Origin of the sequence: Mesorhizobium erdmanii, from assembly GCF_013170725.1 — a bacterium.
Taxonomy (GTDB): domain Bacteria; phylum Pseudomonadota; class Alphaproteobacteria; order Rhizobiales; family Rhizobiaceae; genus Mesorhizobium; species Mesorhizobium erdmanii.
Window position 1 is genome coordinate 461,165 of record NZ_CP033361.1, and the last position, 25,109, is coordinate 486,273.

Sequence of the window (25,109 nt, forward strand, 5' to 3'; positions counted from 1 at the left end):
CCCTGATATAGCCATGTCCGAACCCGCCGCGCAGCCTGAAAACATCCACGGAACCGCGATCCTGATCGGCGATCGCGGCGTGCTCATCACCGGACCGTCCGGCGCCGGCAAGACGACGCTGGCGCTGACACTCCTGGACCATTGCCGGGCGCGCGCACTGTTCTCGCGGCTGATCGGCGACGACAGGCTGCTTGCCTCGGCCCAGGCCGGGCGGCTGGTCTGCCGCGTGCCGGCGACCATCGCCGGCCTCGCCGAGGTGCCTGGGTTCATGCCGCGCCCGCTGCCATTCGAGCCGGCCGGCGTGATCGACCTGCATGTGCGGCTGGTGCCGAAGGCGAAAATGGCCCGTTTCCAGGAGGAAATCAGCGAGCCGGTTGCTGGCTGCTCGGTGTCACGTATCGATCTGGCGGAACGCAATGCCGCCACGGCCCTGCCAGCAGTGATGGCGCGGCTGTCCATCATGCCTTTTCTATAATCCGCCCGGGGTTTTTTGCTGCAATGCGTCAAAATGGCATGGGCCCGCGCAATTTTGGGCTTGTCAACGGGCCGCGCGTCGACAAGATAGCGCTCCCGCCGCCTGGAATGGCTGGCGAGCATAAAATGCGCCTGTGAAGCGGCGATGACGGGAGCCACCAAAGAATGATCGGACTCGTGCTTGTAACGCACGGTCAACTGGCCACCGAGTTCCGACATGCCGTCGAACATGTCGTCGGGCCACAAGACAATTTCGAAACCGTGGCGATCGGTGCCGACGACGATATGGAGCAGCGTCGCCGCGATATCGTCGACGCCGTCGCCCGAGTCGACACCGGCACGGGCGTAATCGTGCTGACCGACATGTTCGGCGGCACGCCGTCGAACCTCGCGATCTCGGTGATGGAGTCCGGCCGCACCGAGGTGATCGCCGGCATGAACCTGCCGATGCTGATCAAGCTGTCCTCGATCCGCAAGGGCGACAACATGGCGGCGGCACTTGACGAGGCGCAGGCCGCCGGCCGCAAATACATCAACGTCGCCAGCCAGCTTCTGAGCAGCAAATGAACACGATGTCGTCGGAAAAGGACCAGATCGCCAAGGATCCGATCTCTAGGGAGTTTCCGATCATCAACCAGCGCGGCCTGCACGCACGCGCCTCGGCGAAATTCGTCCAACTCGCCAGCGGCTTCAACGCCGAGGTGCATGTCGAGAAGGACGGCGTCAAGGTTGGCGGCACCTCGATCATGGGACTGATGATGCTTGCCGCCAGCCCGGGTTACTCGATCCGCGTCACCGCTAGCGGGCCGGAGGCGCTCGAGGTCATGGACGCGCTGGAGCAGCTTGTCGCGTCGCGGTTCGGCGAGGAATGCTGATCCCGCGCATCCTGAAGACATCCCCGAGAGACATACAGGGATAAAGATTTCTTTATATCCCATTGTCGTCGTGATGCCGATCTGCTAGTCAGGCCGGCAATTCGCGCCCTTCGACGCGCCGACCGGCGCGGGCGCATCCGCAACCATTCGCACGCACAACAATTCGCACGGAGCACTGCCATGACGGGTAGCAAGGATTATGTGGTCGCCGACATCTCGCTTGCCGGCTGGGGCCGCAAGGAGCTGGATATCGCCGAAACCGAAATGCCGGGCTTGATGGCCTGCCGCGAGGAATTCGGCGCCAAGAAGCCGCTGAAGGGCGCGCGCATCACCGGCTCGCTGCACATGACCATCCAGACGGCGGTGCTAATCGAGACGCTGAAGGCGCTCGGCGCCGACATCCGCTGGGCCTCCTGCAACATCTTCTCGACCCAGGACCATGCCGCCGCGGCGATCGCCGAAGCCGGCATTCCGGTCTTCGCCGTGAAGGGCGAGAGCCTGGAACAGTACTGGGATTATACCGACCGCATCTTCCAGTGGGCCGATGGCGGCCTCTCCAACATGATCCTCGACGATGGCGGCGACGCCACCATGTACATCCTGATCGGCGCCCGCGCCGAGGCCGGCGAGGACGTACTGTCCAACCCGCAGAGCGAGGAAGAGGAATATTTCTATGCGCAGGTCAAGAAGCGCCTGAAGGCTTCGCCCGGCTTCTTCACCAAGCAGAAGGCGGCAATCCGCGGCGTCACCGAAGAGACGACCACCGGCGTCAACCGGCTCTACCAGCTGCAGAAAAAGGGCCTGCTGCCCTTCCCCGCCATCAACGTCAACGATTCCGTCACCAAGTCGAAGTTCGACAACAAGTATGGCTGCAAGGAATCGCTGGTCGACGGCATCCGTCGCGGCACCGACACGATGATGGCCGGCAAGGTCGCGGTGGTCTGCGGCTATGGCGACGTCGGCAAGGGATCGTCCGCGTCGCTCAAGGGCGCCGGCGCCCGCGTCAAGGTCACCGAGGTCGATCCGATCTGCGCCCTGCAGGCGGCGATGGACGGCTTTGAGGTCGTCACGCTGGAAGACGCGGCGCCGAGCGCCGACATCGTCATCACCACCACCGGCAACAAGGACGTCGTCACCCTCGACCACATGCGGTCGATGAAGGACATGGTGATCGTCGGCAATATCGGCCACTTCGACAACGAGATCCAGGTCGCGTCGCTGCGCAATCTCAAGTGGACCAACGTCAAGCCACAGGTCGACATGATCACCTTCCCGGACGGCAAGCGGATGATCCTGCTGTCGGAAGGCCGCCTGCTCAATCTCGGCAACGCCACCGGCCATCCGAGCTTCGTCATGTCGGCTTCCTTCACCAACCAGGTTCTGGCCCAGATCGAACTGTTCACCAAGGGCGAGCAGTACCAGAACCAGGTCTATGTCCTGCCCAAGCATCTCGACGAGAAGGTCGCGCGCCTGCACCTCGACAAACTCGGCGCCCGCCTGACCGAACTGTCGGGTGAGCAGGCCGCCTATATCGGTGTCACGCCGCAGGGTCCGTTCAAGCCGGAACACTACCGCTATTAACCAAAGCTAAATTTACTACCAGATATTGGGGCCGGGCGATTGACTTTTCGCCCGGCTTTATTTTTGCGCGCGATCCGCCTTCACGGCGATTCGGCGAGGGTTTATTGTCAGGTGATTCGCGACGCTTCCGGCCCGAGAGGGGATCAGAGAGGCGCGTATCAGGGCGGTCTTGCATTCAGGCGGCGGAGAGGACCAAGACATGCCGGGGCAAAACCCGCACGGAGCGGGATCGGCCGTTTCCGGCGGCCATGACGATTCGGGGACCACAGGCTCGACCAGCCAGGGAGGGCGCCTTTCATGGCGCGCCCGCGCGGGACTGTTCCTGGCCGGTTCCGCGCTGGCGGGTCCGTTGGCAAGCGCGGTGGCGCATGCCGAGACCGCCGCCGTGGCCAAAGCCGGCCTGTCGATCAGCACCGTCGAAGTCATGCAGCTTGCGGTGTTCGTCGGCGTGACCGGCGCGGCATTGCTGTCGGCCATCGTTCTCATCCGCGAAAGAGGCCGTACCTCGGCGGAGAATGTCGAACTGAGAAGCCGCGTCGCCGACGTCAACGCCGCACTGCGCCGTTCGGAAGCGCTGCTCAATCTGCGCGACCAGCGCGTGGTCGTCTGGGCTTCGGAAAACAAGAAGCCCGAACTCATCGGCACATTGCCAATCGAAAGCGGCGCGCCCGAGGAGCGGGCGGCTTTCCTCGCTTTCGGCCGCTGGCTGATGCCGCGCTCGGCGGCGGCGCTCGAACATGCCGTCGCCGGCTTGCGTGAAAAGGCCAGGCCCTTTGACTTGGTCATCGAATCACAGTCCGGTGCCCCTCTCGAAGTGCATGGCCGCAAGAGTGCCGCGCACATCCTGGTGCGGTTCGTATCGCTTTCCGAGACACAGCGCAGCCAGGCCCGGCTGAAGATCGACAATCAGCGGCTGGCCGCCGACCATGACACCATGATCGGCCTGCTGGAGGCGCTGAAGATGCCGGCATGGCTACGCGACGAGCACGGACGCCTGAAATGGGTCAACCGAGCCTATGCCGACGCGGTCGAGGCCGAAAGCGCGGAAGCCGCCGTCCGCGACGCCAAGGAGTTTCTGGGCGGCCAGGCGCGTGAAGCTATCGCCACCCAGCACAAATCCCACCCGGTCTTCGAGCAGTCGCTCTCCACCGTGATCGAAGGCGACCGCCGCGTGTTCGCGGTCACCGACTTCGCCGGCGCCGATGGTTCGGCCGGCCTTGCTTGTGACACCAGCGCCATCGAGACCATTCGCGGCGAATATGAGCGGACGGTGCGCAGCCACGCCGACACGCTCGACCAGCTCAACACCGCCGTCGCCATATTCGACACCGACGAGAAGCTGCGCTTCTTCAACCAGGCCTTCCAGAAACTGTGGGGCCTGGACAGCGGCTTCCTGCACAGCGCGCCCGACAACGCGCTTTTGCTCGACCGGCTGCGCAGCGAGGGCAAGATCGCCGAGCAGCCCGAATGGCGCCGCTGGAAGGAAGGCCTGCTCGGCGCCTATCGCGCGGTCGAATCACAGGAACATTGGTGGCATCTGCCCGACGGCAAGACCATCCGCGTTGTCGCCAACCCGCAGCCCAAGGGCGGCGTCACCTGGGTGTTCGAGAACCTGACCGAGAAGATGGATCTGGAAAGCCGCTACCGCACGGCGGTGCGCGTCCAGGGCGAGACGCTGGACAACCTCGCCGAAGGCGTGGCGGTGTTCGGCCCCGACGGCCGGCTGCGGCTGTCGAACCCGGCCTTTGCCACGCTGTGGGGCCTTGCGGCGGAGGCCACCAAGCCCAATGTGCATGTCTCGACGATCCGTGATCTTAGCGACAGGCAAGCGGTCGACAGCCCTTGGCCCGGTTTCGTCGCTGCCATAACCGGGTTCGACGACGAACGCCGCGAACGCCACGGCCAGACCGAGCTCAACAACGGCATCGTGCTGCGTTACGCCGTGATCCCGCTGCCCAACGGGCAAGTGATGATGACCTTCGTCGACGTCACCGACAGCGTGAATGTCGAACGCGCGCTGAAGGACAAGAACGAAGCGCTGGAAAAGTCCGACCAGCTCAAGAACGATTTCGTCCAGCACGTATCCTACGAACTGCGTTCGCCGCTAACCAACATCATCGGTTTCACCGAACTGCTTTCATTGCCCACGACCGGACCGCTGAATCAAAAGCAGCGCGAATATGTCGAGCATGTCAGCTCCTCGTCCTCGGTGCTGCTGACCATCGTCAACGACATACTCGACCTCGCGACTGTCGACGCCGGCATCATGCAGCTCGACATTTCGGAGGTGCATGTCGACCGCACCATCGCCGCGGCCGCCGAACTGGTTGCCGACCGGCTGCAGGAGCACTCGATCCGGCTCGAGGTCGATGCCGCCGCCGCACCGAAGACGTTCCACGGCGACGAGACCCGCATTCGCCAGATCCTCTACAATCTGCTCAGCAACGCCGCCAACTACGCCCCGGAAGCCAGTACCATCCGGCTCGCCTGCCGCCATCTGGCGGACGGCGTGGAATTCTCGGTTCATGACGATGGTCCCGGCATGCCACCGGATGTTCTTGATTCGGTGTTCCGTCGCTTCGAACCGCGTGCCAATGGCGGCCGCCGGCGCGGCGCCGGGCTCGGCCTGTCGATCGTCAAGAGCTTTGTCGAACTGCATGGCGGCCACGTTCGCATCGAAACCGGCAGGGACAAGGGCACGACCGTCATCTGCACCTTCCCCGACATGCCGGGCATCCGCGCCGCGGCCGAATAGCGCGCTCGATGACGGGCCTGGTGCTGGAACGTTTGCTCACCGACGAGACACAGACGGCGCGGCTCGGCGAAGATCTGGCGCTGGCGCTGCGCGCGGGCGACGTGCTGGCACTCAAGGGCGATCTCGGCGCCGGCAAATCGACGCTGGCGCGGGCGCTGATCCGGGCGCTGGCGGACGATGCCAGCCTCGACGTGCCAAGCCCGACCTTCACTCTGGTGCAGAGCTACGACACACGCATCCCGGTCCATCATTTCGACCTCTATCGCCTGTCCTCGGCGGCCGAACTCGATGAACTCGGCTTCGACGAGGCGCTGACGCAAGGGGCCGCCCTTGTCGAATGGCCGGAGCGGGCCGATGGCTATTTGCCGAAGACGACGCTCTCGATCGAACTCGTCCAGCATGGCGATGGCCGGCTGGCGCGGCTGTCGGGGCCAGGCGCTGCCTTCGACCGCGCGGCAAGGTCGCTGGCCATGCGCGGATTTCTGGAAGAAGCCGGCTGGGGCGAAGCGCGGCGGCGCCATTTTATCGGCGACGCCTCCGCCCGCTCCTATGAGATCGTTACGCTCGCCGGCCAGGAGCCGCGCGTGCTGATGAACTCGCCGCGGCTGGTGCTCGGCCCACCCGTGCGCGACGGCAAGCCCTACGCGGTGATCGCCCATACCGCCCAATCGGTCTCGGCCTTCGTCGCCATCGACCACGCCTTGAAGGCCGGCGGCGTCAGCGTTCCCACTATCCATGCCGAGGACCAGGACCAGGGTTTCTTGCTGCTCGAACATCTCGGCTCAGAGGGATTTCTCGGCAAGGACGGCGAGCCGGTGGGCGAGCGCTACGCGGCAGCGGCCGAACTGCTGGCCATGATGCATGGCAAGAGCTGGCCGCAACGCCTGCAAGCCGGGCCGGGCAGCTTCCACGACGTGCCGCCCTTCGACCGCGATGCGATGACGATCGAGGCCGATCTGCTGGTCGACTGGTACGTGCCGGCGATATCGGGCCAACCCGCAAGCGACGCCTTGCGCGCCGGCTACGCCAGGGAATGGAACGCGCTTTTCGACCGGCTGCAGGGCAGCGAATACACACTGATGCTCCGGGACTTCCATTCGCCCAACATCATCTGGCGTGGCGTGCGCGCCGGCCATGACCGGCTGGGCATCGTCGATTTCCAGGACGCGCTGATCGGGCCTTCAGCCTATGACGTCGCCTCGCTGGCCATGGATGCTCGGGTCACCATCTCGCCCGAGATCGAGACGGCAACGCTCGAAGCCTATGTCGCGGCGCGCCATGCCGGCGGAGCCTTTGACGAAGCGGGTTTCCGGGAAGCCTATGCAATCATGGCCGCACAGCGCAACTCCAAGATCCTCGGCATTTTCGTGCGCCTCGAAAAACGCGACGGCAAACCCTATTATCTCCAGCACCTGCCGCGCATCCGCGACTATCTGCGCCGGGCGCTGTCCCATCCGGCGCTTGCCAGCCTGCAGGATTTCTATCAAGAGCACGGGCTGCTTGAGGAACGAATACTGTGACAAGACCCGACACTGCCATCGTCCTTGCCGCCGGGCTCGGCAAGCGCATGCGGCCGATCACCGACACCATCCCCAAGCCGCTGGTCCGGATCGCCGGCAAGACATTGCTCGACTGGGGCCTTGACAGCCTGGCCGCCGCCGGCATCGCCAAGGCCGTGGTCAACGTCCATTATTTTCCAGAACAGATCATCGCCCACGTCGCGCCGCGTCGGGCACCGAAGATCGTCATTTCGAACGAGAGTGACCGGCTGCTCGATTCCGCTGGTGGCATCGTCAAGGCGCTGCCCGAGTTGGGGCAAGAGCCGTTCTACATCCTCAACGCCGACACGTTCTGGATCGACCATGGCCCGCTCAATCTCGGGCGGCTTGGCCTTGCGTGGGACGCGGCGAAAATGGATATTCTGCTGATGCTGGCTGATCTCCATCAGGCGACAGGACACTGTGGCAGCACCGATTTCCTGGTGGCCCCGGACGGTGCCTTGCGGCGTTCAAAAGGCGATCCCGCCGGCCTGATCTACGCCGGCGCGGCGATCATCCATCCGCGCCTGTTCAGGGATGCACCTGCCGAGCCGCACTCGCTCAACGCTTACTTCGACAAGGCCATTGCAGCCGGCCGGCTGTACGGCATGCCGATGCACGGCCACTGGATCACTGTCGGCACGCCCGATGCCATTGCGCTGGCGGAAGAAGCCGTCGCCGGCGCTTTAACCGAGTCGCAATGAGCGGCCCAAGCCGCGTTTTCTCCATCCCCCCCGGTGCGCCGTTCCTGCCGACGCTGGCCGAGGCGCTGCTTGCCGGCCGTCTGATTCCAGACTTTCGCTTCGATGGCGATCCGCTCGCCCTGGCCGACGTCACCATCTATGTGCCGACGCGCCGTGCCGCGCGTGCCTTGCGCGGCGTCTTCGTCGACAGCTTGAAGAAACGCGGCGGCGGCGGTTCGGCGATCTTGCCGGTTATCCGCCCGCTCGGCGAGTTCGACGAGGACGAGGCGGCGTTCGACGCCGAGCCATCGGCGGCGATCGATCTCGCGCCGCCGATCTCGGCGACCGAACGGCTGTTGCTGCTGACGCCGCTGGTGCGGGCGTGGAAACGCCGGTTGCCGGAGCACGTCGCGAAGCTCTTCGCGGAGGAGATCGTCATCCCCGCCTCCACGGCCGACGCGATCTGGCTGGCACGCGATCTTGCCGGACTGATGGACGAAATCGAGACCGAAGGCACCGACTGGGCGAAGCTTGAAAGCCTGGTGACCGGCAACCTTGCCGGATGGTGGCAGGTGACACTCGAATTCCTCGGCATCGTCACCGATGCCTGGCCAAAATTCCTGAGCGAGAGCGACCGCTCGAATCCGGCCGCGCATCGTAGCGCGCTGATCCGGGCCGAGGCGGCGCGATTGCGACGCAATCCCCCGGCCGGACCGGTGATCGCCGCCGGCTCGACCGGTTCCATCCCGGCAACGGCCGAGCTGCTTGCCGCGATCGCCCGTCTGCCTGGCGGCGCCATCGTGCTGCCCGGTCTCGACCGGACGCTTGACGAAGCCTCCTTCCAGGCGCTCGTGGCACCCGGCGCACGGCCGGCGGTGCTTGGCCACCCGCAATATGGTCTGGCCAGGCTGATCGGCAAGATCGGCGTGCTGCGCGACGATGTCGAGGAAGTCGGCGTGGCCGAACCACGGCTGGCGCTGCGCGCTGCCCTTGTCGGCGAAGCGCTGCGGCCGGCCGAGACCACCGAATTGTGGGCCGAAACGCGCAACGGGTTTTCGACGTCCGACATTGCCGGCGCCTTTGCCGATGTGACGCTGCTGGAAGCGGCGAGTGAACGGGACGAGGCCGTCGCCATCGCCGTCGCGCTCAAGCGGGCCGTGGAAGAGCCCGGCCAGAGGGCGGCTCTCGTCACCGGCGACCGGGCGCTGGCGCGGCGCGTCTCTGTCGAACTTCAGCGCTTCGGCGTCGTCGCCGACGATTCCGGCGGCACGCCGCTCGCCAACAGCCCGGCGGCCAGCCTGCTGCGGCTGGCGCTCGAGGCCGTGTTCAGGCCGGGCGATCCGGTCGACCTCCTGTCGCTGCTCAAGCATCCGCTGCTCGGCCTCGGCCTGGAGCGCGCTGCCGTGCGCCATGCGGCGGAACTGGTCGAGTTGGTGGCCCTGCGCGGCGGTAACGGCCGCCCGGACATCGTTTCGCTGCCGGACTTGTTCGAGGCCCGCCTCACCGGCCTGGGCGGCGACAGCCGTCCGCCCTTCTGGTTTTCCCGGCTGACCGTGCGCTCCATAGAGGATGCGAGGAACCTTCTCGCACACCTGACAGAAGCGCTGGCGCCGCTTTCAGCGTTTCGCGGCCAGGCGGGTGCCGACCTTGTCGCACTGGTCAAAGCCAGCGTCGTCGCCCTGGAAACTCTCGGCCGTTCCGCTGATGGCGGCCTGGGCGACCTCTATGCCGGCGACGCCGGCGAGAAGCTTGCCGAATTGCTGCGCGGGCTGGTGGCGGCCTCGGCCTCGCTGTCGTTCGGCGCGGATGAGTGGCCCGATGTAATGGACGCGCTGATCGCGCCCGAAACGGTCAAGCCGGCACAAGGCACCGACAGGAACATCGCCATCTGGGGCGCGCTGGAAGCGCGGCTGCAGGATGTCGACACGCTTGTCATTGGCGGGCTCAACGAAGGTGTGTGGCCGCGCAAACCGGAGAGCGACCGCTTCATGTCGCGGCTGATGAAGACCGGCATCGATCTCGAACCGCCCGAACGGCGCATCGGCCTTGCTGCGCATGATTTCCAGATGGCCATGGGCGCGAGGCAAGTGGTGCTGGCCCGCTCGGCCCGCGCCGGCGACGCACCCGCCGTGCCGTCACGCTGGCTGCAGCGCCTGCTCACCTTCATCGGCAACGACCAGGCATCGACTCTGCGCCGGCGCGGCGACGAGTTGCTGGCCTGGGCACGCGCGCTCGATACCGGCCCGAAGCAGGATTTCGCGGCAAGGCCGCAGCCGAAGCCGCCATTGGCGGTGCGCCCAACGCATTTCTCGGTCACCGAGATCGAGACGTTGCGCCGCGATCCCTATGCTGTCTATGCCAGACGGATTCTCGGCCTGATGCCACTCGATCCGCTGATCCGCGATCCCGGTGCCGCCGAACGCGGCACGCTGTTCCACGCCATCCTGCATCTGTTCTCTTCGCGCGTCGCCGATCCGCGCGCGCCCGATGCGCTCGCCGGCCTCGTCGCCGCCGGCCGCGCCTGCTTTGCCGAGGCCGCGCTTCCGGCCGACGTCGAGGCGGTGTGGTGGCCGCGCTTCGAGAAACTCGCGGCCAACATCGTCGAATGGGAGCGCACGCGTGCCGACGCGGTGAACCGGCGCCATGCCGAGGAACGTGCCGGCAAGACCCCGGTCGGCCAGTCCGGCGTGACGCTGTCCGGTTATGCCGACCGCGTCGACCTGCTGGCCGGCGGCATGGCCGACATACTGGACTACAAGACCGGCTCCTCGCCCTCCAAGGCGCAGGCGCACACGCTGCTGGCGCCGCAACTGGCGCTGGAAGGCGCGCTGCTGAGGCGCGGCGCCTTCAAGGATTTGGGCGCGCGCGAACCATCGCAGCTGGCCTTCGTGCGGTTGAAGCCGAATGGCGAGGTGTTCGAGGAGTCCATTCTCGAGCACAACCGCCAGCCAAGGACCGCCGCCGACCTTGCCGAAGAGGCCTGGGCCCGGCTGGAAAAGTTGCTCGTCCACTATAGCGACCCGCAGACCGGCTACCTGTCGCGCGCTTTGCCGTTTCGCGAAGGCGAGACCGACGGTGACTACGACCATCTCGCCCGCGTGCTCGAATGGTCAGCCGGCGGCGATGCCGGTGATGAGGGAGGGGAGGCATGAAGAAGGCCTATCCCATCCCAAGCGATACCGCCAACAGCCAGGCCCGCGCCGCCGATCCCCGGAATTCCGCCTGGGTGTCGGCCAATGCCGGCTCCGGCAAGACCCATGTGCTGGCCCAGCGCGTCATCCGGCTGCTGCTCAACGGCACCGACCCGTCGAAAATCCTGTGCCTGACCTATACGCGCGCCGCCGCCGCCAACATGTCGAACCGGGTCTTTTCGACGCTGTCGGACTGGACGGTGCTCGGCGACGCCGAACTGGCCGCGAAGATCGAGGCGCTGGAAGGGCGCCGGCCCGACCATGACACAATGCGCCGGGCGCGACGGCTGTTCGCCGAGGCGCTGGAGACGCCCGGCGGCCTGAAGATCCAGACCATCCATGCCTTCTGCGAATCCGTGCTCCACCAGTTCCCGCTGGAAGCCAATATTCCCGCCCATTTCGAGATGCTCGATGGCCAGATGGAGGCGTCGCTTTTCGCCGCCGCGCGCCGCGAAATGATCTCCGGCACCGCTGCCGGCAACGCTGATCTGGCCGAGGCCTTCGCCACCGTGCTGGAGCGCGGCGGCGAAGCCGGGCTCGATGCGCTGCTCGGCGAAATCGTGCGCAAGCGTGACGGCTTGCGCCAATTCCTCGATGCCGTCGGGGGTGACGGCTTCCAGCCCCTGTTCGATGAATTCCATTTCCACCCCGGCCAGACCGCAGAGGGCCTGGCGGCGTCGGTGTGGCCATTGCCCGGCTTCCTGCCGGATTATTTCGCCGGCTTCGCCCAGGCCGCCGAATCCACCGACGCCAGATCGGTGCTGAACAACATCCTGCCTTATGCGCGGCAGGCCTTTGCGGAGAACGATCCCATCCGCCGGCTGCAATTGCTGGGCCGAGCCTTCCTCAAGACCGATGGCGATCCCTATGATCCGGCAAAGGCCTTCAAGAAGGCGCTGACCGACCGCCTGCCGGATCTGGCCGAACGCTACCTTTCGGCCGCGAACGCCATCGTTGAAACCATCGACCGGCTGGCGCTTTTCCGGATGCTGGAAGGCACGCGCGCGGCACTCACCATCGCCGACTGGCTGATCGCCCGCTATGAGGTGCTTAAGCGCAGCCGCGGCTTTCTCGACTTCAACGACCTGATCACCCGCACGGTCAACCTCCTGGCGCGGCCCGATGCCGGCCCCTGGGTGCAGTACAAGCTCGACCAGGGCATCGACCACATCCTGCTCGATGAGGCGCAGGACACGAGCCCTGATCAATGGGAGGTGGTGAAGCGGCTGGCGGAGGAATTTTTCGCCGGTTTTGGCGCACGCGAGCGGGTCCACCGGACCGTCTTCGCCGTCGGCGACGAGAAACAGTCGATCTATTCCTTCCAAGGGGCTGCCCCGGACTCCTTCGCGGACAGCCGGCTGCTGTTTGCCGGACGCGTGCGCGATGCCGAGGCGTCCTTCGCCGACCTCAAGCTGACCTGGTCTTTCCGCTCGACCGACGACGTGCTGGCCGCCGTCGACCGCGTCTTTGCCGACCCGATCGTGAGGCGCGGCATCAGCCATGATCCCGATCCGCTGAGCCACAAGGCGATCCGCACGGATGCGCCGGGCTACGTCGAGGTCTGGCCATCGATCGGTGCCGATGTCGTCGATGAGCCCGACGACTGGACGCAGGCCATCGACCACGCCCATGCACCGGCGGTGCGCGTTGCCGAGAATGTGGCGACCGCCATCGCCGGCTGGATCGGCAAGGGCGAGATCATCGAAGGCCGCGGCAAACGGCTGCGGCCGGGCGATGTGCTGGTGCTGGTGCGCAAGCGCGACAGCTTCGTCCATGCGCTGACGCGCGCCTTGAAACGCCGCGACATTCCGGTCGCCGGTGCCGACCGTTTGAGCCTGCCCGGCCATATTGCGGTGAAGGATTTGATCGCGCTCGGCCATCTGCTGATCCAGCCACAGGACGATCTGTCGCTTGCGGCCGTGCTGCGCAGCCCGATTTTCGACGTGCCGGAGGAGACGCTGTTCAAGCTCGCCGCGCTGAGGCCTCCCGGCGTATCGCTGGCCGCGTCGCTGCGCCAGCATGCCACCGACGACGAAGCCCTCGCCAAGGTCGTCGCCCAGCTTGACCTCTGGGCCGATGAGGCCGCCTTCAAGCCGGTGTTCGAGTTCTATGCCGGCCTGCTGGCGCGTGATCGCGTACGGCGCAAGATGATCGCCCGGCTTGGGCCGGAAGCCGGTGACATTCTCGACGAGTTCCTCAGCTTCTGCCTTGCCGAGGAGCGAACCGGTCTGCCCGGGCTGGAAGCCTTCCTGTCGACGCTGGAAAATGCCGGGCCAGAGATCAAGCGCGAGATGGACCAGACCCGCGACGAAGTGCGCGTCATGACGGTGCACGCCGCCAAGGGCCTGGAAGCGCCCGTGGTGTTCCTGGTCGACGGCGGCTCCGCCCCGTTCAGCGACCAGCATCTGCCGCGCCTGATGCCTTTCGCCAGTTCGGGCAAGCATTGGGACGGCAAGGGCTATCTCTGGCGTTCGGCCAGCGACGTCGCGAACGGCTTTTCGAAAGCGGCAGCCGCGCGGGCAAGGGAACTCGCCGATGACGAATACCGAAGGCTGCTCTATGTCGGCATGACCCGCGCCGAGGACCGGCTGATCGTCTGCGGCTACCACGGCAAGCGAGCGCCGAACACCGGCACCTGGCATTCGATCGTCAGCCGTGCGCTGATCGGCGCGCCGGAAAGCGAAGAGCGTCAGCATCCCGCCGGTGGCGAACCAGTGCACCGTTTCCATGTCACCAGGCTGCCGCCCGTGGAGCTAGATGCCAGTGAAGAGGCGCGGCAGGCCGATGCTTTCGGGCCATTGCCGACGACCCTGTTCCGACCCCTGCCGCCCTTCGAGGATCTGCCGCGGCCGCTATCGCCGTCCGGCGCCTCGGCCCTAATCGACGAGGGCAAGGAAGCGGTGGTCGACAAGGCTTCACCGGTGCTGGACGCCGACGTCGACCCAGGTTTTGCCGTGCTGCGCGGGCTCGCCTTGCACAAGTTGCTGCAGATGTTGCCCGGTATTGCCGAGGACGAGCGCCGGGGTGCGGCCGAGCGTTATCTCGCGCGAACAGGCGCTGGGTGGCCGCCGTCAGAGCGGGAAAGGGCCTTGGCATCGGTCATCGCCATTCTTGCCGACCCGCGCCTCGGCCAGCTGTTCGCGCGGTCATCGCGCGCCGAGGTGGCGATCATGGGCAGCCTGGACGTGAGGGGAAAAAGGCGCTCGATTTCCGGCAAGATCGACCGGCTGGCGGTGACAGCCGACACGGTTTCGATCGTCGACTACAAGACCAACCGGCCCGCGCCCGCCTCTTTGGCCGAGGTTCCGCCGGCCTATCTGCTGCAGCTCGCGCTCTATCGCGCCCTGCTGCAGCCGCTCTATCCCGGGCGCGAGGTCAAGGCCGCCCTGCTGTTCACCGAAGCACCAAGGCTTATCGAATTGCCGGCCAGGGTCATGGATGACGCCCTTGCCCGACTCACAGGAGCGTGACACAAGACCTGCTTGAAGAAGGGCACGACAACCACCACATTTGGTGCGACAAAGAACTCTCGAAAGGAATTTTCCGCATGGGTGCCACCGTCAAGGTCGACAAGAATAATTTCCAGGCCGACGTGCTCAACGCCAAGGAGCCGGTCGTGGTGGATTTCTGGGCTGAATGGTGCGGCCCCTGCAAGATGATCGCACCGGCGCTTGAGGATATCGCCCTCGAACTTGGCAGCAAGGTCAAGATCGCCAAGCTGAACATCGACGAGAATCCCGAACTTGCCGCGCAGTTCGGCGTGCGCTCGATCCCGACGCTGATGATCTTCAAGGGCGGCGAAGTGGCCGACATGAAGGTTGGCGCCGCGCCGAAGACCGCGCTGTCGCACTGGATCAACGGTAGCCTCGCCTGATCCGGTAGACCCTCTTTTTGGACGCAATTCCGAACGGAAAACAGCTTCACACTTTTCCTGGAATTGCTTTGAGTTCCCTATATCAAGAGCCCGGCCATCGCGCCGGGCTTTTTGTTGGCGCCATTGGTGACCCGCTCTGGCCCTCGCATCGGTGCACTCCATGTCCTCTGTTGGCAGCAGAAACAGGGAGAACGACATGACCGGATCCGCCAAGGCCACCGTCTTCATCGACAATGATCGCGTCATCGTCACCGAGTACCGCTTCCAGCCGGGCGAAAATACCGGCTGGCACCGTCATGGCCACGACTATGTCGTGGTGCCGCTGATGGACGGCAAGCTGAAGCTGGTGACCAAGGATGGCGAGACCTTCGCCGAGATGAAGAAAGGCGCGCCCTATTTCCGAAAGGAGGGCGTCGAACACGACGTCATCAGCGCCAATGACGGCGAATATGCTTTCATCGAGATCGAGCTGAAGTAGGTGCGCTGAGGCGAAACGTCAGGTCGGTGGCGTGCCGTTCTCCGCCAGCACGGCACCAGCGAGATAGAGCGACCCGCCGATCAGAATGCGCGGCGCCGGGCCGTCCCAGGTGTCGCGCAGCAGCATCAGCGCGCTGGCGACGGAACTGACCGGCTCGGCGGACAGCCCGGCTTCCGTGGCGCGGATCGCCAGTTCGTCGTTCGGCACGCCGGCCTCGCTCATGCTCACCGGCACGGTGTAGACATGCCGGGCCAGACCCTTGAAGGCGCGAAAATAGCCGCTCTGGTCCTTGGTGTTGATCATGCCCGAAATGAGGAACAGCGGGCGCGGGTTCTTTTCCTCCTGCTCGGCCAGCGCTTCGGCGACAACCACCCCGGCACCTGGATTGTGGCCGCCGTCGAGCCAGATATCGGCGCCCTTCGGCGCCAGCTCCACCAACTTTCCCTGCGCCAGCTTCTGCATGCGGCCGGGCCACGCGACATGGGTCATCGCCTTCTCGGCGGCGCGGTGGCTGATCTCGAAGCCGGCCGCCTTGACCGCGGCGATCGCGGCGGCCGCATTGGCGAACTGGTGGCGCCCGGGCAGCCGTGGCGGCGGCAAATCCATCAAGCCGTCCTCGTCCTGGTAGACCATGCGGCCGTTTTCCTCGAAGGCGAGGAAATCCTGGCCGTAGACGAAGGTCGGGCACTCCAGCCGCTCGGCGGTCTCGATCAGCACTTGCAGCGCCGTCTCGCTTTCCTGCGCGCCGATGACCACCGGGCAGCCGCGCTTCATGATGCCGGCCTTCTCAGCGGCGATCAGTTCGACACGGTCGCCGAGATAGGCCTCATGGTCCATCGACACCGGCATGATCACCGACACGGCGGGCCTGGCGACGACATTGGTGGCGTCGAAGCGGCCGCCGAGGCCGACCTCGATGATGGCGGCTTCGGCCGGATGCTCGGAAAACAAGATGAAGGTGACCGCGGTGAGGATCTCGAAGACGGTGATCTTCTGGCCGCCATTGGCCTTGGCGACGCGGGCAATGGCCTCGGCGAAGGTCTCATCGTCGACGAGTTTGCCGCCACCTTCGGCGGCGAGCCGGTAGCGCTCGGCCCAGTTGACCAGATGCGGCGAAGTGTGGACATGGACAAGATGCCCGGCGGCTTCGAGCAGCGCGCGCGAAAAGGCCGCGCAGGAGCCCTTGCCGTTGGTGCCTGCGATATGGATGACCGGCGGCAGCAGATCCTGCGGGTTGCCCAGCCGCTCCAGGAGCCGCGTGATGCGGTCGAGCGAAAGGTCGAAGCCTTTCGGATGAAGCGCCATCAAGGCTTCGATTTCGCGGTCGGCGGCGAGCGTTGTCATCACAGAATCCCGGCGCATGGCCCGGGAGCCAGAATCGCTCCCACAATTGCCAAGGCAATCAAAAGGCTACAGCGTGCCATGTGGGTGGCGCAATCACCGTTCGCGGCGGCCGATGTCGTGTCAGGCCTGCTGCCTGGCTTCGGCGGAAACCACCGCCGGCGGCAGGATTTCAGGCTCCAGCGGCTTTTGCTCGCCCGGCAGCTTGAGCAGCATCTTCAGCAGGCGTGCAATCGTTTCGCGCATCTCAAGCCGCGACACCACCATGTCGACCATGCCGTGCTCCATCAGATATTCGGAGCGCTGGAAGCCGTCCGGCAGCTTTTCCCTGATGGTCTGTTCGATGACGCGCGGTCCGGCAAAACCGATCAAAGCACCCGGTTCGGCGATGTGCACGTCGCCCAGCATGGCGTAGGAGGCGGTGACGCCGCCAGTGGTCGGATTGGTCAGCACGACGATATAGGGCAGGCCGGCTTCCTTCAGCCGGTCGACGCCGACCGTGGTTCGCGGCAGCTGCATGAGCGACAAAATGCCTTCCTGCATGCGGGCGCCGCCGGAGGCGGCGAACAGGATCAGCGGCCGCTTGCGCTGCAGGGCGACCTCGAAAGCGTGGACGATGGCGTCACCGGCCGCCATGCCGAGCGAGCCGCCCATGAAGGCGAAATCCTGCACCGTCACCACCACCGGCAGTCCTTCGATGCTGCCAAGCGCGTTGACAATCGCATCCTCCAGACCGGTCTTGGCCTTGGCGTCCTTCAGCCGGTCGGTGTAGCGCTTCTCGTCGCGGAACTTCAGCGGATCCTGGACGACCTTGGGGTTTTCGAGCTGCTCGTATTTGCCGTCGTCGAGGAAGTATTTCAGCCGCTCCTTGGCTGAAATCTTCATGTGATGGCCGGAAGACGGGATGACGAACTGGTTGGATTCCAGATCCTTGTGGAACACCATCTCGCCGGTCTCGGGATCCTTGATCCAGAGATTCTCGGGCATATCGGCACGCCGGCCGAGCATCGAATTGATCTTCGGGCGAACGTAATTGGTGATCCAGTTCATCGCTTCGGCTCCTGTCCTGACGAAGAGTTGCTAGGCATGCCGCCCAAAAGTGAGACCCGGTTTTGGGATAATGGCATGCGCAGGACTGACGTAGGAAAACTATTCGGCGGCAGCAAGGCGGGCCGAGCGCACGCCTTGCGCCAGGCCGCTTACCAGCGTGGCGACGGCCTCGGCCGGGTCGGCGGTCTTTTCGCCCTTCGGCCCCAGCACATTGGCGACCGCGTTGACGATTGCCGTGCCGACGACAACGCCATCGGCATTGGCGCCGATGACACGCGCCTGCTCGGCGGTCTTGACGCCGAAGCCGACGCAGACCGGCAGGTCGGTGTGGCCCTTGATGCGCTTGACCGCTGTCGCCACCTTGCCGGTGTCGGCAAGCGCTGCGCCCGTTATACCGGTCATCGAGACGTAGTAGACGAAGCCGGACGTGTTCTGCAGAACCTTGGGTAGCCGCTTGTCGTCGGTGGTCGGGGTCGCCAGCCGGATGAAGTTGATACCGGCCTTGAGAGCCGGAATGCAGAGCTCCTCATCCATTTCCGGCGGCAGGTCGACGACGATCAGCCCGTCGATGCCGCTCGCCTTGGCATCGACGAGGAAGCGATCGACGCCATAGATATAGATCGGGTTGTAATAGCCCATCAGCACGATCGGCGTCTCGTTGTCGCCGGCGCGGAAGTCGGACGCCAATTTCAGCGTCTTCACCAGAGTCTGGCCGCCTTTCAGCGCCCGCAGGCCCGCCGCCTGGATCGCCGGGCCGTCGGCCATCGGATCCGAGAACGGCATGCCCATCTCGATCACGTCAGCACCCGCTTTGGGCAGCGCCTTCATGATCGACAGCGAGGTGTCGTAATCGGGATCGCCACCCATGAAATAAGTGACGAGCGCCGGGCGGCCTTCAGCCTTGAGCTTCGCCATGCGGCGGTCGATGCGGGTCACCATGTCTGGCCCTTTGGACGAATGTTGTTCATAATCACTCCCAATTCGAAACTGTCCAAAGGGCCTAGATCTCCATACCCAGCATCGAGGCCACCGTATGCACGTCCTTGTCGCCACGGCCGGACAGGTTGACGATGACGATCTGGTCCTTGTCCATGGCCGGCACGATCTTCACCGCATGGGCGATGGCGTGCGCCGATTCCAGCGCCGGGATGATGCCCTCGACTCGCGTCGTCAGCTTGAACGCCTCCAACGCCTCGTCGTCGAGGATCGGGACATATTCGACGCGGCCGCTGTCGCGCAGCCAGGAATGCTCGGGGCCGACGCCGGGGTAATCCAGGCCGGCCGAGATCGAATGGCCGTCCATGATCTGGCCGTCGGCGTTCTGCAGGAGATAGGTGCGATTGCCGTGCAGCACGCCGGGCCTTCCCGCATTCATCGAGGCGCAGTGCTCGATGCCGTCGAGGCCACGGCCACCGGCTTCGATGCCGATGATCCTGACCTCCTTGTCGTCGAGGAAGGGATGGAACAGGCCGATGGCGTTGGAGCCGCCGCCGACGGCGGCGATGATGGTGTCGGGCAGCCGGCCTTCCTGTTCGAGGATCTGCGCGCGTGCCTCCGAACCGATCACCGACTGGAAGTCGCGCACCAGCTCCGGATAAGGGTGCGGGCCGGCGGCCGTGCCGATCAGGTAGTAGGTGTCCTCGACATTGGTCACCCAGTCCCGAAGCGCTTCGTTCATGGCGTCTTTCAGCGTGCCATGGCCTGATGTCACCGGCCGCACTTCGGCGCCGAGCAGCTTCATGCGGAAGACGTTGGGGCTTTGGCGGGCGACGTCGGTGGCGCCCATATAGACGACGCAGGGAAAGCCGAAACGGGCCGCGACGGTGGCGGAAGCCACGCCGTGCTGGCCGGCGCCGGTCTCGGCGATGATGCGCTTCTTGCCCATGCGCTTGGCCAGCAGGATCTGGCCGAGGCAGTTGTTGATCTTGTGCGAACCGGTGTGGTTCAGGTCCTCGCGCTTGAAATAGACCTTTGCGCCGCCCCCGAGGCCCTTAGCCGAGGAAACCTCGCGAAGATGCTTGGTCAGCCCTTCGGCAAAATAGAGCTTCGACGGCCGCCCGGCATAGTGGGTCGAAAGGTCGGTCAGTTCAGCCCTGAAATCCGGATCGTCCTTGACCTCGTTCCAGTTCTTTTCCAGATCGAGGATAAGCGGCATCAGCGTTTCGGCGACGAAACGACCGCCGAAAATGCCGAACATGCCCTGCTCGTCGGGTCCGGTGCGGAAGGAATTGGGTGTCGCCGGCTTGTTCATCGCCGATCTCCTATCGTCTTGAACCAAGGGGCGTTCAGGCGGCGCGGTTGTCTCGCGCGACCCTTACGGCCCGGAAAAACTGTTCGATCAGCGCCGGATCCTTGACGCCCGGCGCGCTTTCCACGCCCGACGAGATATCTATTCCGGGCGGGTTTGCAAGCCGAAGGGCATCACCGATATTGGCGGCGTTCAGCCCACCGGAAAGCATGTAATCGACGCCGGCGTCAAGGCCGGCAAGGATGCGCCAGTCGAAGGCGACGCCATTGCCGCCCGGCAGTTCAGAGCCCTTTGGCGGCTTGGCGTCGAACAGGAACCGGTCGGCGACGCCGATGAACGGCTTGATCCGGTCGAGATCGGCGGCCTCGCTGAGCGGCAGCGCCTTCATCACCGGCAGGCCGTAGCGGGCTTTCAGTTCGGCCACCCGCTCTGATGTTTCCGAGCCGTGCAGCTGCAGCATGTCGGGCTGCATTTTTTCGACGATCTCGTCCAGGAACGCGTCGCTGGCGTCGACCGTGACAGCCACCGCCAAGGCCTTGCCACGTGCGGCCTCCCGCAGACGACCGGCCTCGGCCGGATCGACATAGCGAGGACTTTTGGCGAAAAAAATAAAGCCGACATGGCTGGCACCGCCGGCCAGGGCCGCGCCCATTGCCTGGTCGGTCTTCAAGCCGCAGATCTTGATGTCGAGCGCCATGGCGCGGGAATTGGCATGAAATCGCGGCAGAGTCGAGAAAAAGCATGCTGTTTGCCAGCACGGGCAAAGGCGCTACCTATGGATGGACACCATGCAGGCGGGAGAAACATCATGGCCGACAGAACCATTGCCGAACTGAAGCAGAAGATCGCGCAGGCGCGTGAGGTCATCGCCCATCTGATCGACAAGGCTGCCTTCAACGGCGTCGAGGCGCATCGGGCGCTGGAATATTTCGGCGGCGATGAATTCGACCGCAATTTCTTGCCGTGGCCGCACCATGGCGACGAGGGGTTACGACCGGACGAGTTGAATGCGGCGAATGACGATTGAGCGCTTCCGCTGCCACTTCGTCATCCTCTGGTCTGCGTCCCTAAGCTCCCTGCTCCGACCGTGGATGACGAGGCCAGGATGTGCGCACAGGCCTCCAGCTTAGCCTAAATATTCTCCGGCAGGTAGACCTCGAACGGCAGGAAGGTCTGTCCCGGCGCGTTGGCGGCACCTGTCTCGATGGCGTGCGCCATCAGTTCCATGAGCTCGCGGCAAAGTGCCGGCAGCGGCGTCGAGATCACCATGGTCAGGATGCCGTCGGCGAGCGCCGAGCGCGAGACCGCCGTGATTTCGTTGCAGACCACCGCCGGCATTTCGGTTGGCCTGGCTTGCCGAAGCGCCGCGACCGCGCCCTCCATGCCGCCGCCGGCGACATAGCAACCGACAAGGTCTGGATGGCGGCCGAGAAGCTCGAGCAGCGTGTCCTGCGTGATCTGGTTGGCCTCGAGATTGACCAGCGTCTCCAGCAAGGTGAAGTCCGGGGCCTGCTCACGGAAAAAGGAGCGGAAGCCGATCTCGCGCAGTTCGTGGCCATGGAAGCGGTGGCTGCCAACGAACAGCGCGACCTTGCCCGGCCGTTTCGCCGCTTTCGAGATCATCCAGGCCGCGGTGCGTCCGACCTTGCGGTTGTCGAGGCCGATATAGCCCTCGCGAATGCCGGCCGCGAAGTCGGACAGCAATGAAAATACCGGCATGCCCCTGGCCTTCATCTCCTCGACGGTAACCGTCAGCGTCGGGTGATCCGGCCCGACCAGCGCGACGGCCCGGCATTTGGCCGCCAGCTTGCGCGTGCGCTCGACAATCTCGTCCGGCGTCAGCGAACTGGCGAAGTCGATGATGGCGACGCCGCGGAAGCGTTGCGATTGCGTCACCGCGAGTTCGAGTTGCCGCGCGAACTCCGTGTAGAAGACATCATTGCCTCGCAACAGCAGGAAACCGAGCCGGTACTCCGGCAGTTCATGACGCATCCGCTGCTTGATCAGACCGGCCGCGTGATAGCCGATCTCGGTGGCTGTCTCGTAGACGCGGCGCGCTGTCTCCTCGCGAACCGGCAGGCGATTGTTGAGCACGCGGTCCACCGTTGCAACGCTGACGCCGGAGATGCGCGCCAGATCTGATATGGTCGGCCGTTTCGACATGATCCCTCTCGCTCTATCGGGGGCATGGTTACATCATTCTGATAGAAAATGATAGAAACTATCTTTGTGATATTGAGTCTATCATGGGTCGGCGATATTTTTCAGGCTCCACGACAGATGAACGGCATTCGCTTGGGCGGGTGCCTTGCCGAGGGAGGCAATCATGTCCGCAACGCCGTCCCGGCGTGACTACAGCCTGATCGGCCGCGACGCCAAGCTCGCCGTGGAGAACGGCCTGTCGGCGGCCGAGTGGTATCACACCGACATTCCCCGCAAGCAGATGAAGGAGCTGATGCAGCGCTCCGACGCACCGGCGATCCGCGACACCACGATCTGGCTCGCCGCGCTGATCGTCAGCGGCGCCGGTGGCGCCTGGTTCTGGGGCAGTTGGTGGTGCGTGCCTTTCTTCTTCGTCTACGGCGTGCTCTACGGCTCGTCGACGGATTCACGCTGGCACGAATGCGGCCACGGCACGGCGTTCCGCACGCAGTGGATGAATGATGTGGTCTATCAGGTCGCCTGCTTCATGATCATGCGCAATCCGGTTACCTGGCGCTGGAGCCACACGCGCCACCACACCGACACCATCATCGTCGGCCGCGACCCGGAAATCTCGGTCATGCGGCCGCCGGACCTGGTGCGCGTGCTCCTCGCATTCGTCGGCGTGCTCGATGCCTGGCATGCGATGTCGGACATGCTGCGCAACGCCGCCGGCAACATCAGCGCGGCCGAAAAGACCTTCATTCCCGAGCAGGAGCAGGGCAAGGCGATCCGCATTGCCCGCATCTGGACCGCGATTTATGCCGCAACCATCGCGCTGGCGCTGTATTTCGGTTCGTTCCTGCCGCTGATGCTGGTCGGCCTGCCCAGGCTCTACGGCGCCTGGCATCACGTCATGGTCGGCCTGCTGCAACATGGCGGTCTTGCCGAAAATGTCGTCGACCACAGGCTGAATAGCCGCACCGTCTACATGAACCGGGTCAGCCGCTTCATCTACTGGAACATGAACTACCACGTCGAGCATCACATGTTCCCGATGGTGCCTTATCATGCGCTACCCAGGCTTCATGCGTTGATCAAGCACGATCTGCCGGCGCCGACGCCGTCGATCCTGGCCGGCTACCGCGAGATGATCCCAGCCTTCCTGCGCCAGCTGCGCAACGAGGATTACTTCCTCAAGCGCGAACTGCCGCCGACGGCCAGGCCGTACCGCGAGGAATTCCACAACGAGACCGTAGCTGCGGCCGCTGAGTGACGTTGAGATCAAGATTTGCCGGGAGGACTGAATGAGCGACTGGGTCGAGGCCTGTGCTGCCGATGACATCGACGAAGAAGACGTGATGCGTTTCGATCATGGCGGGCGCACCTTCGCCATCTACCGCAGCCCCGACGACGAATATTTCGCAACCGACGGGCTGTGCACGCATGAGAAGGTGCATCTCGCCGACGGGCTGGTGATGGACGACATCATCGAATGCCCCAAGCACAATGGCCGCTTCAACTACAAGACGGGCGCGGCGAGGGGCGCCCCGGTCTGCGTCAACCTGAAAACCTATGCGGCCAAGGTCGACGCCGGCAAAGTCCTCGTCCAGATCGGATGACTGATATGGCGCGGGGAATGGTCATCATCGGAGCCGGCGAATGCGGCGGGCGGTCGGCACTCACGCTGCGCGATCTCGGCTATGACGGCCCGGTGACCCTGGTCGGCGACGAGCCGCATCTGCCCTACGAACGGCCGCCTTTGTCCAAGGACGCGATGGTCAGCGACGCCCCGGAAATCAAGGCGATCGCCAGTGACGAAATGCTGACCGAAAAGTCGATCCGGCATATCCATTCCGTCCAGGCCGTGGCGATCGATCGCGTGGCGCACACCGTGCGTCTGTCGGACGGTGCGTTGCTGCCGTACGACAAGCTCCTGCTGGCCACCGGCTCGGCCCCGCGCAAACTGCCGATGCCCGGCCTTGGCGAGCGCTGCGTCTATCTCCGCACCTTCGCCGATGCGCTGGCCATTCGCGCCCATCTCGGTGTCGGCAGCCGCATCGCCGTCATCGGCGGCGGCTTCATCGGCCTCGAACTCGCCGCCTCGGCACGCAAGCTTGGCGCTGCCGTCACCGTCATCGAGGCACAGCCGCGTATCCTGATGCGCGGCGTGCCGGTCGAGATCGCCGAAATCATCCATCAGGCGCATGTCGCCGAAGGCGTCGACATCGTGTGCGGTCAAGGCATCGCCTCCATTGCCGACGACGGCAAGGAAGTACGAATTGGACTTGCTGGCGGGCGCGAAATATCAGCCGACCTCGCCGTCATCGGCATTGGCGCCGTGCCGGTGACCGGGCTTGCCGCCGAAGCGGGCCTCGCGATCGACAATGGCATATCCGTCGATGCGGAACTGCGCAGCAGCGATCCCGATATCTTCGCCGCTGGCGATTGCTGCTCGTTTCCGCTCACCGTCTATGGCGGCCGCCGCGTGCGGCTGGAAGCCTGGCGCAACGCCCAGGAACAGGGCGCGCTGGCGGCAAGAAACATGCTGGGCGCGGGCGAGGCACATGCGGCGGTGCCATGGTTCTGGTCCGATCAGTATAGCCTGTCGCTGCAGATCGCCGGGCTCTCGGACGAAGGCAAGAGCAGCGTGCGCCGCGATCTCGGCGACGGCGCCTTCATCCTTTTCCACCTCGCCGAGGACGGCAGGCTGGTGGCGGCAAGCGGCATCGGCCCCGGCAATGCGGTCGCCCGCGATATCAGGCTAGCGGAGATGCTGATCGGCAAGCGGGCCAGGCCAACGCGGGAAGCGCTGGGATCGCCTGATATCAAGCTGAAGTCATTGCTGGCGGCGTGAATCTTCGCTCGAGTTCGTAGAG

General features: G+C 64.9%; 21 protein-coding genes. 15 read left to right on the top strand and 6 right to left on the bottom strand.

Annotated features, from left to right (window positions below; translation table 11 throughout):
- Nucleotides 1–13 precede the first annotated feature (13 nt).
- From EB233_RS02060 to EB233_RS02110, 11 genes are all read left to right on the top strand, one after another.
- Complete coding sequence (locus EB233_RS02060) at nucleotides 14–475, top strand: HPr kinase/phosphorylase (protein WP_064990280.1); 462 nt, start codon at nucleotides 14–16, stop codon at nucleotides 473–475.
- Between the two features lie 164 nt (nucleotides 476–639).
- Entirely contained in the window at nucleotides 640–1,041 is a 402-nt protein-coding gene (locus EB233_RS02065; protein ID WP_027032585.1) for a PTS sugar transporter subunit IIA, read from the top strand.
- The gene (locus EB233_RS02070; protein WP_064990279.1) at nucleotides 1,038–1,349 is read left to right on the top strand and encodes an HPr family phosphocarrier protein; all 312 of its coding nucleotides are present in this window, start codon (nucleotides 1,038–1,040) and stop codon (nucleotides 1,347–1,349) included. The genes EB233_RS02065 and EB233_RS02070 overlap by 4 nt, the downstream gene beginning before the upstream one ends.
- Nucleotides 1,350–1,529: 180 nt before the next feature.
- Nucleotides 1,530–2,930 (top strand): adenosylhomocysteinase, encoded by a 1,401-nt coding sequence (ahcY, locus tag EB233_RS02075; RefSeq protein WP_032932645.1) that lies wholly within the window; start codon nucleotides 1,530–1,532, stop codon nucleotides 2,928–2,930.
- A gap of 199 nt (nucleotides 2,931–3,129) precedes the next feature.
- On the top strand, nucleotides 3,130–5,685 hold the full coding sequence (locus EB233_RS02080; RefSeq protein WP_064990278.1) for a sensor histidine kinase: 2,556 nt from the start codon (nucleotides 3,130–3,132) through the stop codon (nucleotides 5,683–5,685).
- Nucleotides 5,686–5,693: 8 nt separating this feature from the next.
- Complete coding sequence (gene tsaE, locus EB233_RS02085) at nucleotides 5,694–7,205, top strand: tRNA (adenosine(37)-N6)-threonylcarbamoyltransferase complex ATPase subunit type 1 TsaE (RefSeq protein WP_064990277.1); 1,512 nt, start codon at nucleotides 5,694–5,696, stop codon at nucleotides 7,203–7,205.
- Between the two features lie 47 nt (nucleotides 7,206–7,252).
- The gene (locus EB233_RS02090) at nucleotides 7,253–7,927 is read left to right on the top strand and encodes a nucleotidyltransferase family protein (protein ID WP_064990708.1); all 675 of its coding nucleotides are present in this window, start codon (nucleotides 7,253–7,255) and stop codon (nucleotides 7,925–7,927) included.
- Nucleotides 7,924–11,058, top strand: a complete 3,135-nt coding sequence (gene addB / locus EB233_RS02095; protein ID WP_064990276.1) for a double-strand break repair protein AddB — start codon at nucleotides 7,924–7,926, stop codon at nucleotides 11,056–11,058. Before EB233_RS02090 ends, addB begins: the two co-directional genes overlap by 4 nt.
- Nucleotides 11,055–14,567 carry a double-strand break repair helicase AddA gene (gene addA / locus EB233_RS02100; RefSeq protein WP_064990275.1) on the top strand — a complete coding sequence of 1,171 codons (3,513 nt, stop codon included), beginning with the start codon at nucleotides 11,055–11,057 and terminating at the stop codon, nucleotides 14,565–14,567. The genes addB and addA overlap by 4 nt, the downstream gene beginning before the upstream one ends.
- Nucleotides 14,568–14,644: 77 nt before the next feature.
- On the top strand, nucleotides 14,645–14,971 hold the full coding sequence (gene trxA, locus EB233_RS02105; protein ID WP_056569026.1) for a thioredoxin: 327 nt from the start codon (nucleotides 14,645–14,647) through the stop codon (nucleotides 14,969–14,971).
- A 196-nt stretch (nucleotides 14,972–15,167) separates the two neighbouring features.
- Nucleotides 15,168–15,449, top strand: a complete 282-nt coding sequence (locus tag EB233_RS02110; protein ID WP_027053829.1) for a cupin domain-containing protein — start codon at nucleotides 15,168–15,170, stop codon at nucleotides 15,447–15,449.
- An 18-nt stretch (nucleotides 15,450–15,467) separates the two neighbouring features.
- Here EB233_RS02110 and EB233_RS02115 read toward each other — a convergent pair whose 3' ends face one another.
- The 5 genes from EB233_RS02115 to EB233_RS02135 all read right to left on the bottom strand — a co-directional run bounded on the left by EB233_RS02115 (nucleotide 15,468) and on the right by EB233_RS02135 (nucleotide 20,785).
- Complete coding sequence (locus EB233_RS02115) at nucleotides 15,468–16,793, bottom strand: bifunctional folylpolyglutamate synthase/dihydrofolate synthase (RefSeq protein WP_064990707.1); 1,326 nt, start codon at nucleotides 16,791–16,793, stop codon at nucleotides 15,468–15,470.
- 120 nt (nucleotides 16,794–16,913) lie between these two features.
- Nucleotides 16,914–17,840 carry an acetyl-CoA carboxylase, carboxyltransferase subunit beta gene (accD, locus tag EB233_RS02120; protein ID WP_064990274.1) on the bottom strand — a complete coding sequence of 309 codons (927 nt, stop codon included), beginning with the start codon at nucleotides 17,838–17,840 and terminating at the stop codon, nucleotides 16,914–16,916.
- 99 nt (nucleotides 17,841–17,939) lie between these two features.
- Nucleotides 17,940–18,779 carry a tryptophan synthase subunit alpha gene (gene trpA / locus EB233_RS02125; RefSeq protein ID WP_064990273.1) on the bottom strand — a complete coding sequence of 280 codons (840 nt, stop codon included), beginning with the start codon at nucleotides 18,777–18,779 and terminating at the stop codon, nucleotides 17,940–17,942.
- A gap of 61 nt (nucleotides 18,780–18,840) precedes the next feature.
- Nucleotides 18,841–20,091: a tryptophan synthase subunit beta gene (trpB, locus tag EB233_RS02130; RefSeq protein WP_064990272.1), complete on the bottom strand. Its 1,251-nt coding sequence runs from the start codon at nucleotides 20,089–20,091 to the stop codon at nucleotides 18,841–18,843.
- Between the two features lie 34 nt (nucleotides 20,092–20,125).
- A complete protein-coding gene (locus tag EB233_RS02135; RefSeq protein WP_064990271.1) occupies nucleotides 20,126–20,785 on the bottom strand; it encodes a phosphoribosylanthranilate isomerase in 660 nt (219 codons plus the stop codon).
- A 111-nt stretch (nucleotides 20,786–20,896) separates the two neighbouring features.
- On the opposite strand from EB233_RS02135, the gene EB233_RS02140 reads away from it, so the two are divergent.
- The gene (locus tag EB233_RS02140; protein WP_064990270.1) at nucleotides 20,897–21,115 is read left to right on the top strand and encodes a hypothetical protein; all 219 of its coding nucleotides are present in this window, start codon (nucleotides 20,897–20,899) and stop codon (nucleotides 21,113–21,115) included.
- 104 nt (nucleotides 21,116–21,219) lie between these two features.
- Here EB233_RS02140 and EB233_RS02145 read toward each other — a convergent pair whose 3' ends face one another.
- Nucleotides 21,220–22,251 (bottom strand): LacI family DNA-binding transcriptional regulator, encoded by a 1,032-nt coding sequence (locus EB233_RS02145; RefSeq protein WP_064990269.1) that lies wholly within the window; start codon nucleotides 22,249–22,251, stop codon nucleotides 21,220–21,222.
- Between the two features lie 163 nt (nucleotides 22,252–22,414).
- Between EB233_RS02145 and EB233_RS02150 the strand changes: the two genes are divergently transcribed.
- The 3 genes from EB233_RS02150 to EB233_RS02160 are packed head-to-tail and all read left to right on the top strand — an operon-like array spanning nucleotide 22,415 to nucleotide 25,087.
- Entirely contained in the window at nucleotides 22,415–23,506 is a 1,092-nt protein-coding gene (locus tag EB233_RS02150) for a fatty acid desaturase family protein (RefSeq protein WP_064990268.1), read from the top strand.
- A 31-nt stretch (nucleotides 23,507–23,537) separates the two neighbouring features.
- On the top strand, nucleotides 23,538–23,852 hold the full coding sequence (locus EB233_RS02155) for a MocE family 2Fe-2S type ferredoxin (RefSeq protein WP_064990267.1): 315 nt from the start codon (nucleotides 23,538–23,540) through the stop codon (nucleotides 23,850–23,852).
- On the top strand, nucleotides 23,849–25,087 hold the full coding sequence (locus EB233_RS02160; RefSeq protein WP_064990266.1) for an NAD(P)/FAD-dependent oxidoreductase: 1,239 nt from the start codon (nucleotides 23,849–23,851) through the stop codon (nucleotides 25,085–25,087). The genes EB233_RS02155 and EB233_RS02160 overlap by 4 nt, the downstream gene beginning before the upstream one ends.
- Nucleotides 25,088–25,109: the final 22 nt, after the last annotated feature.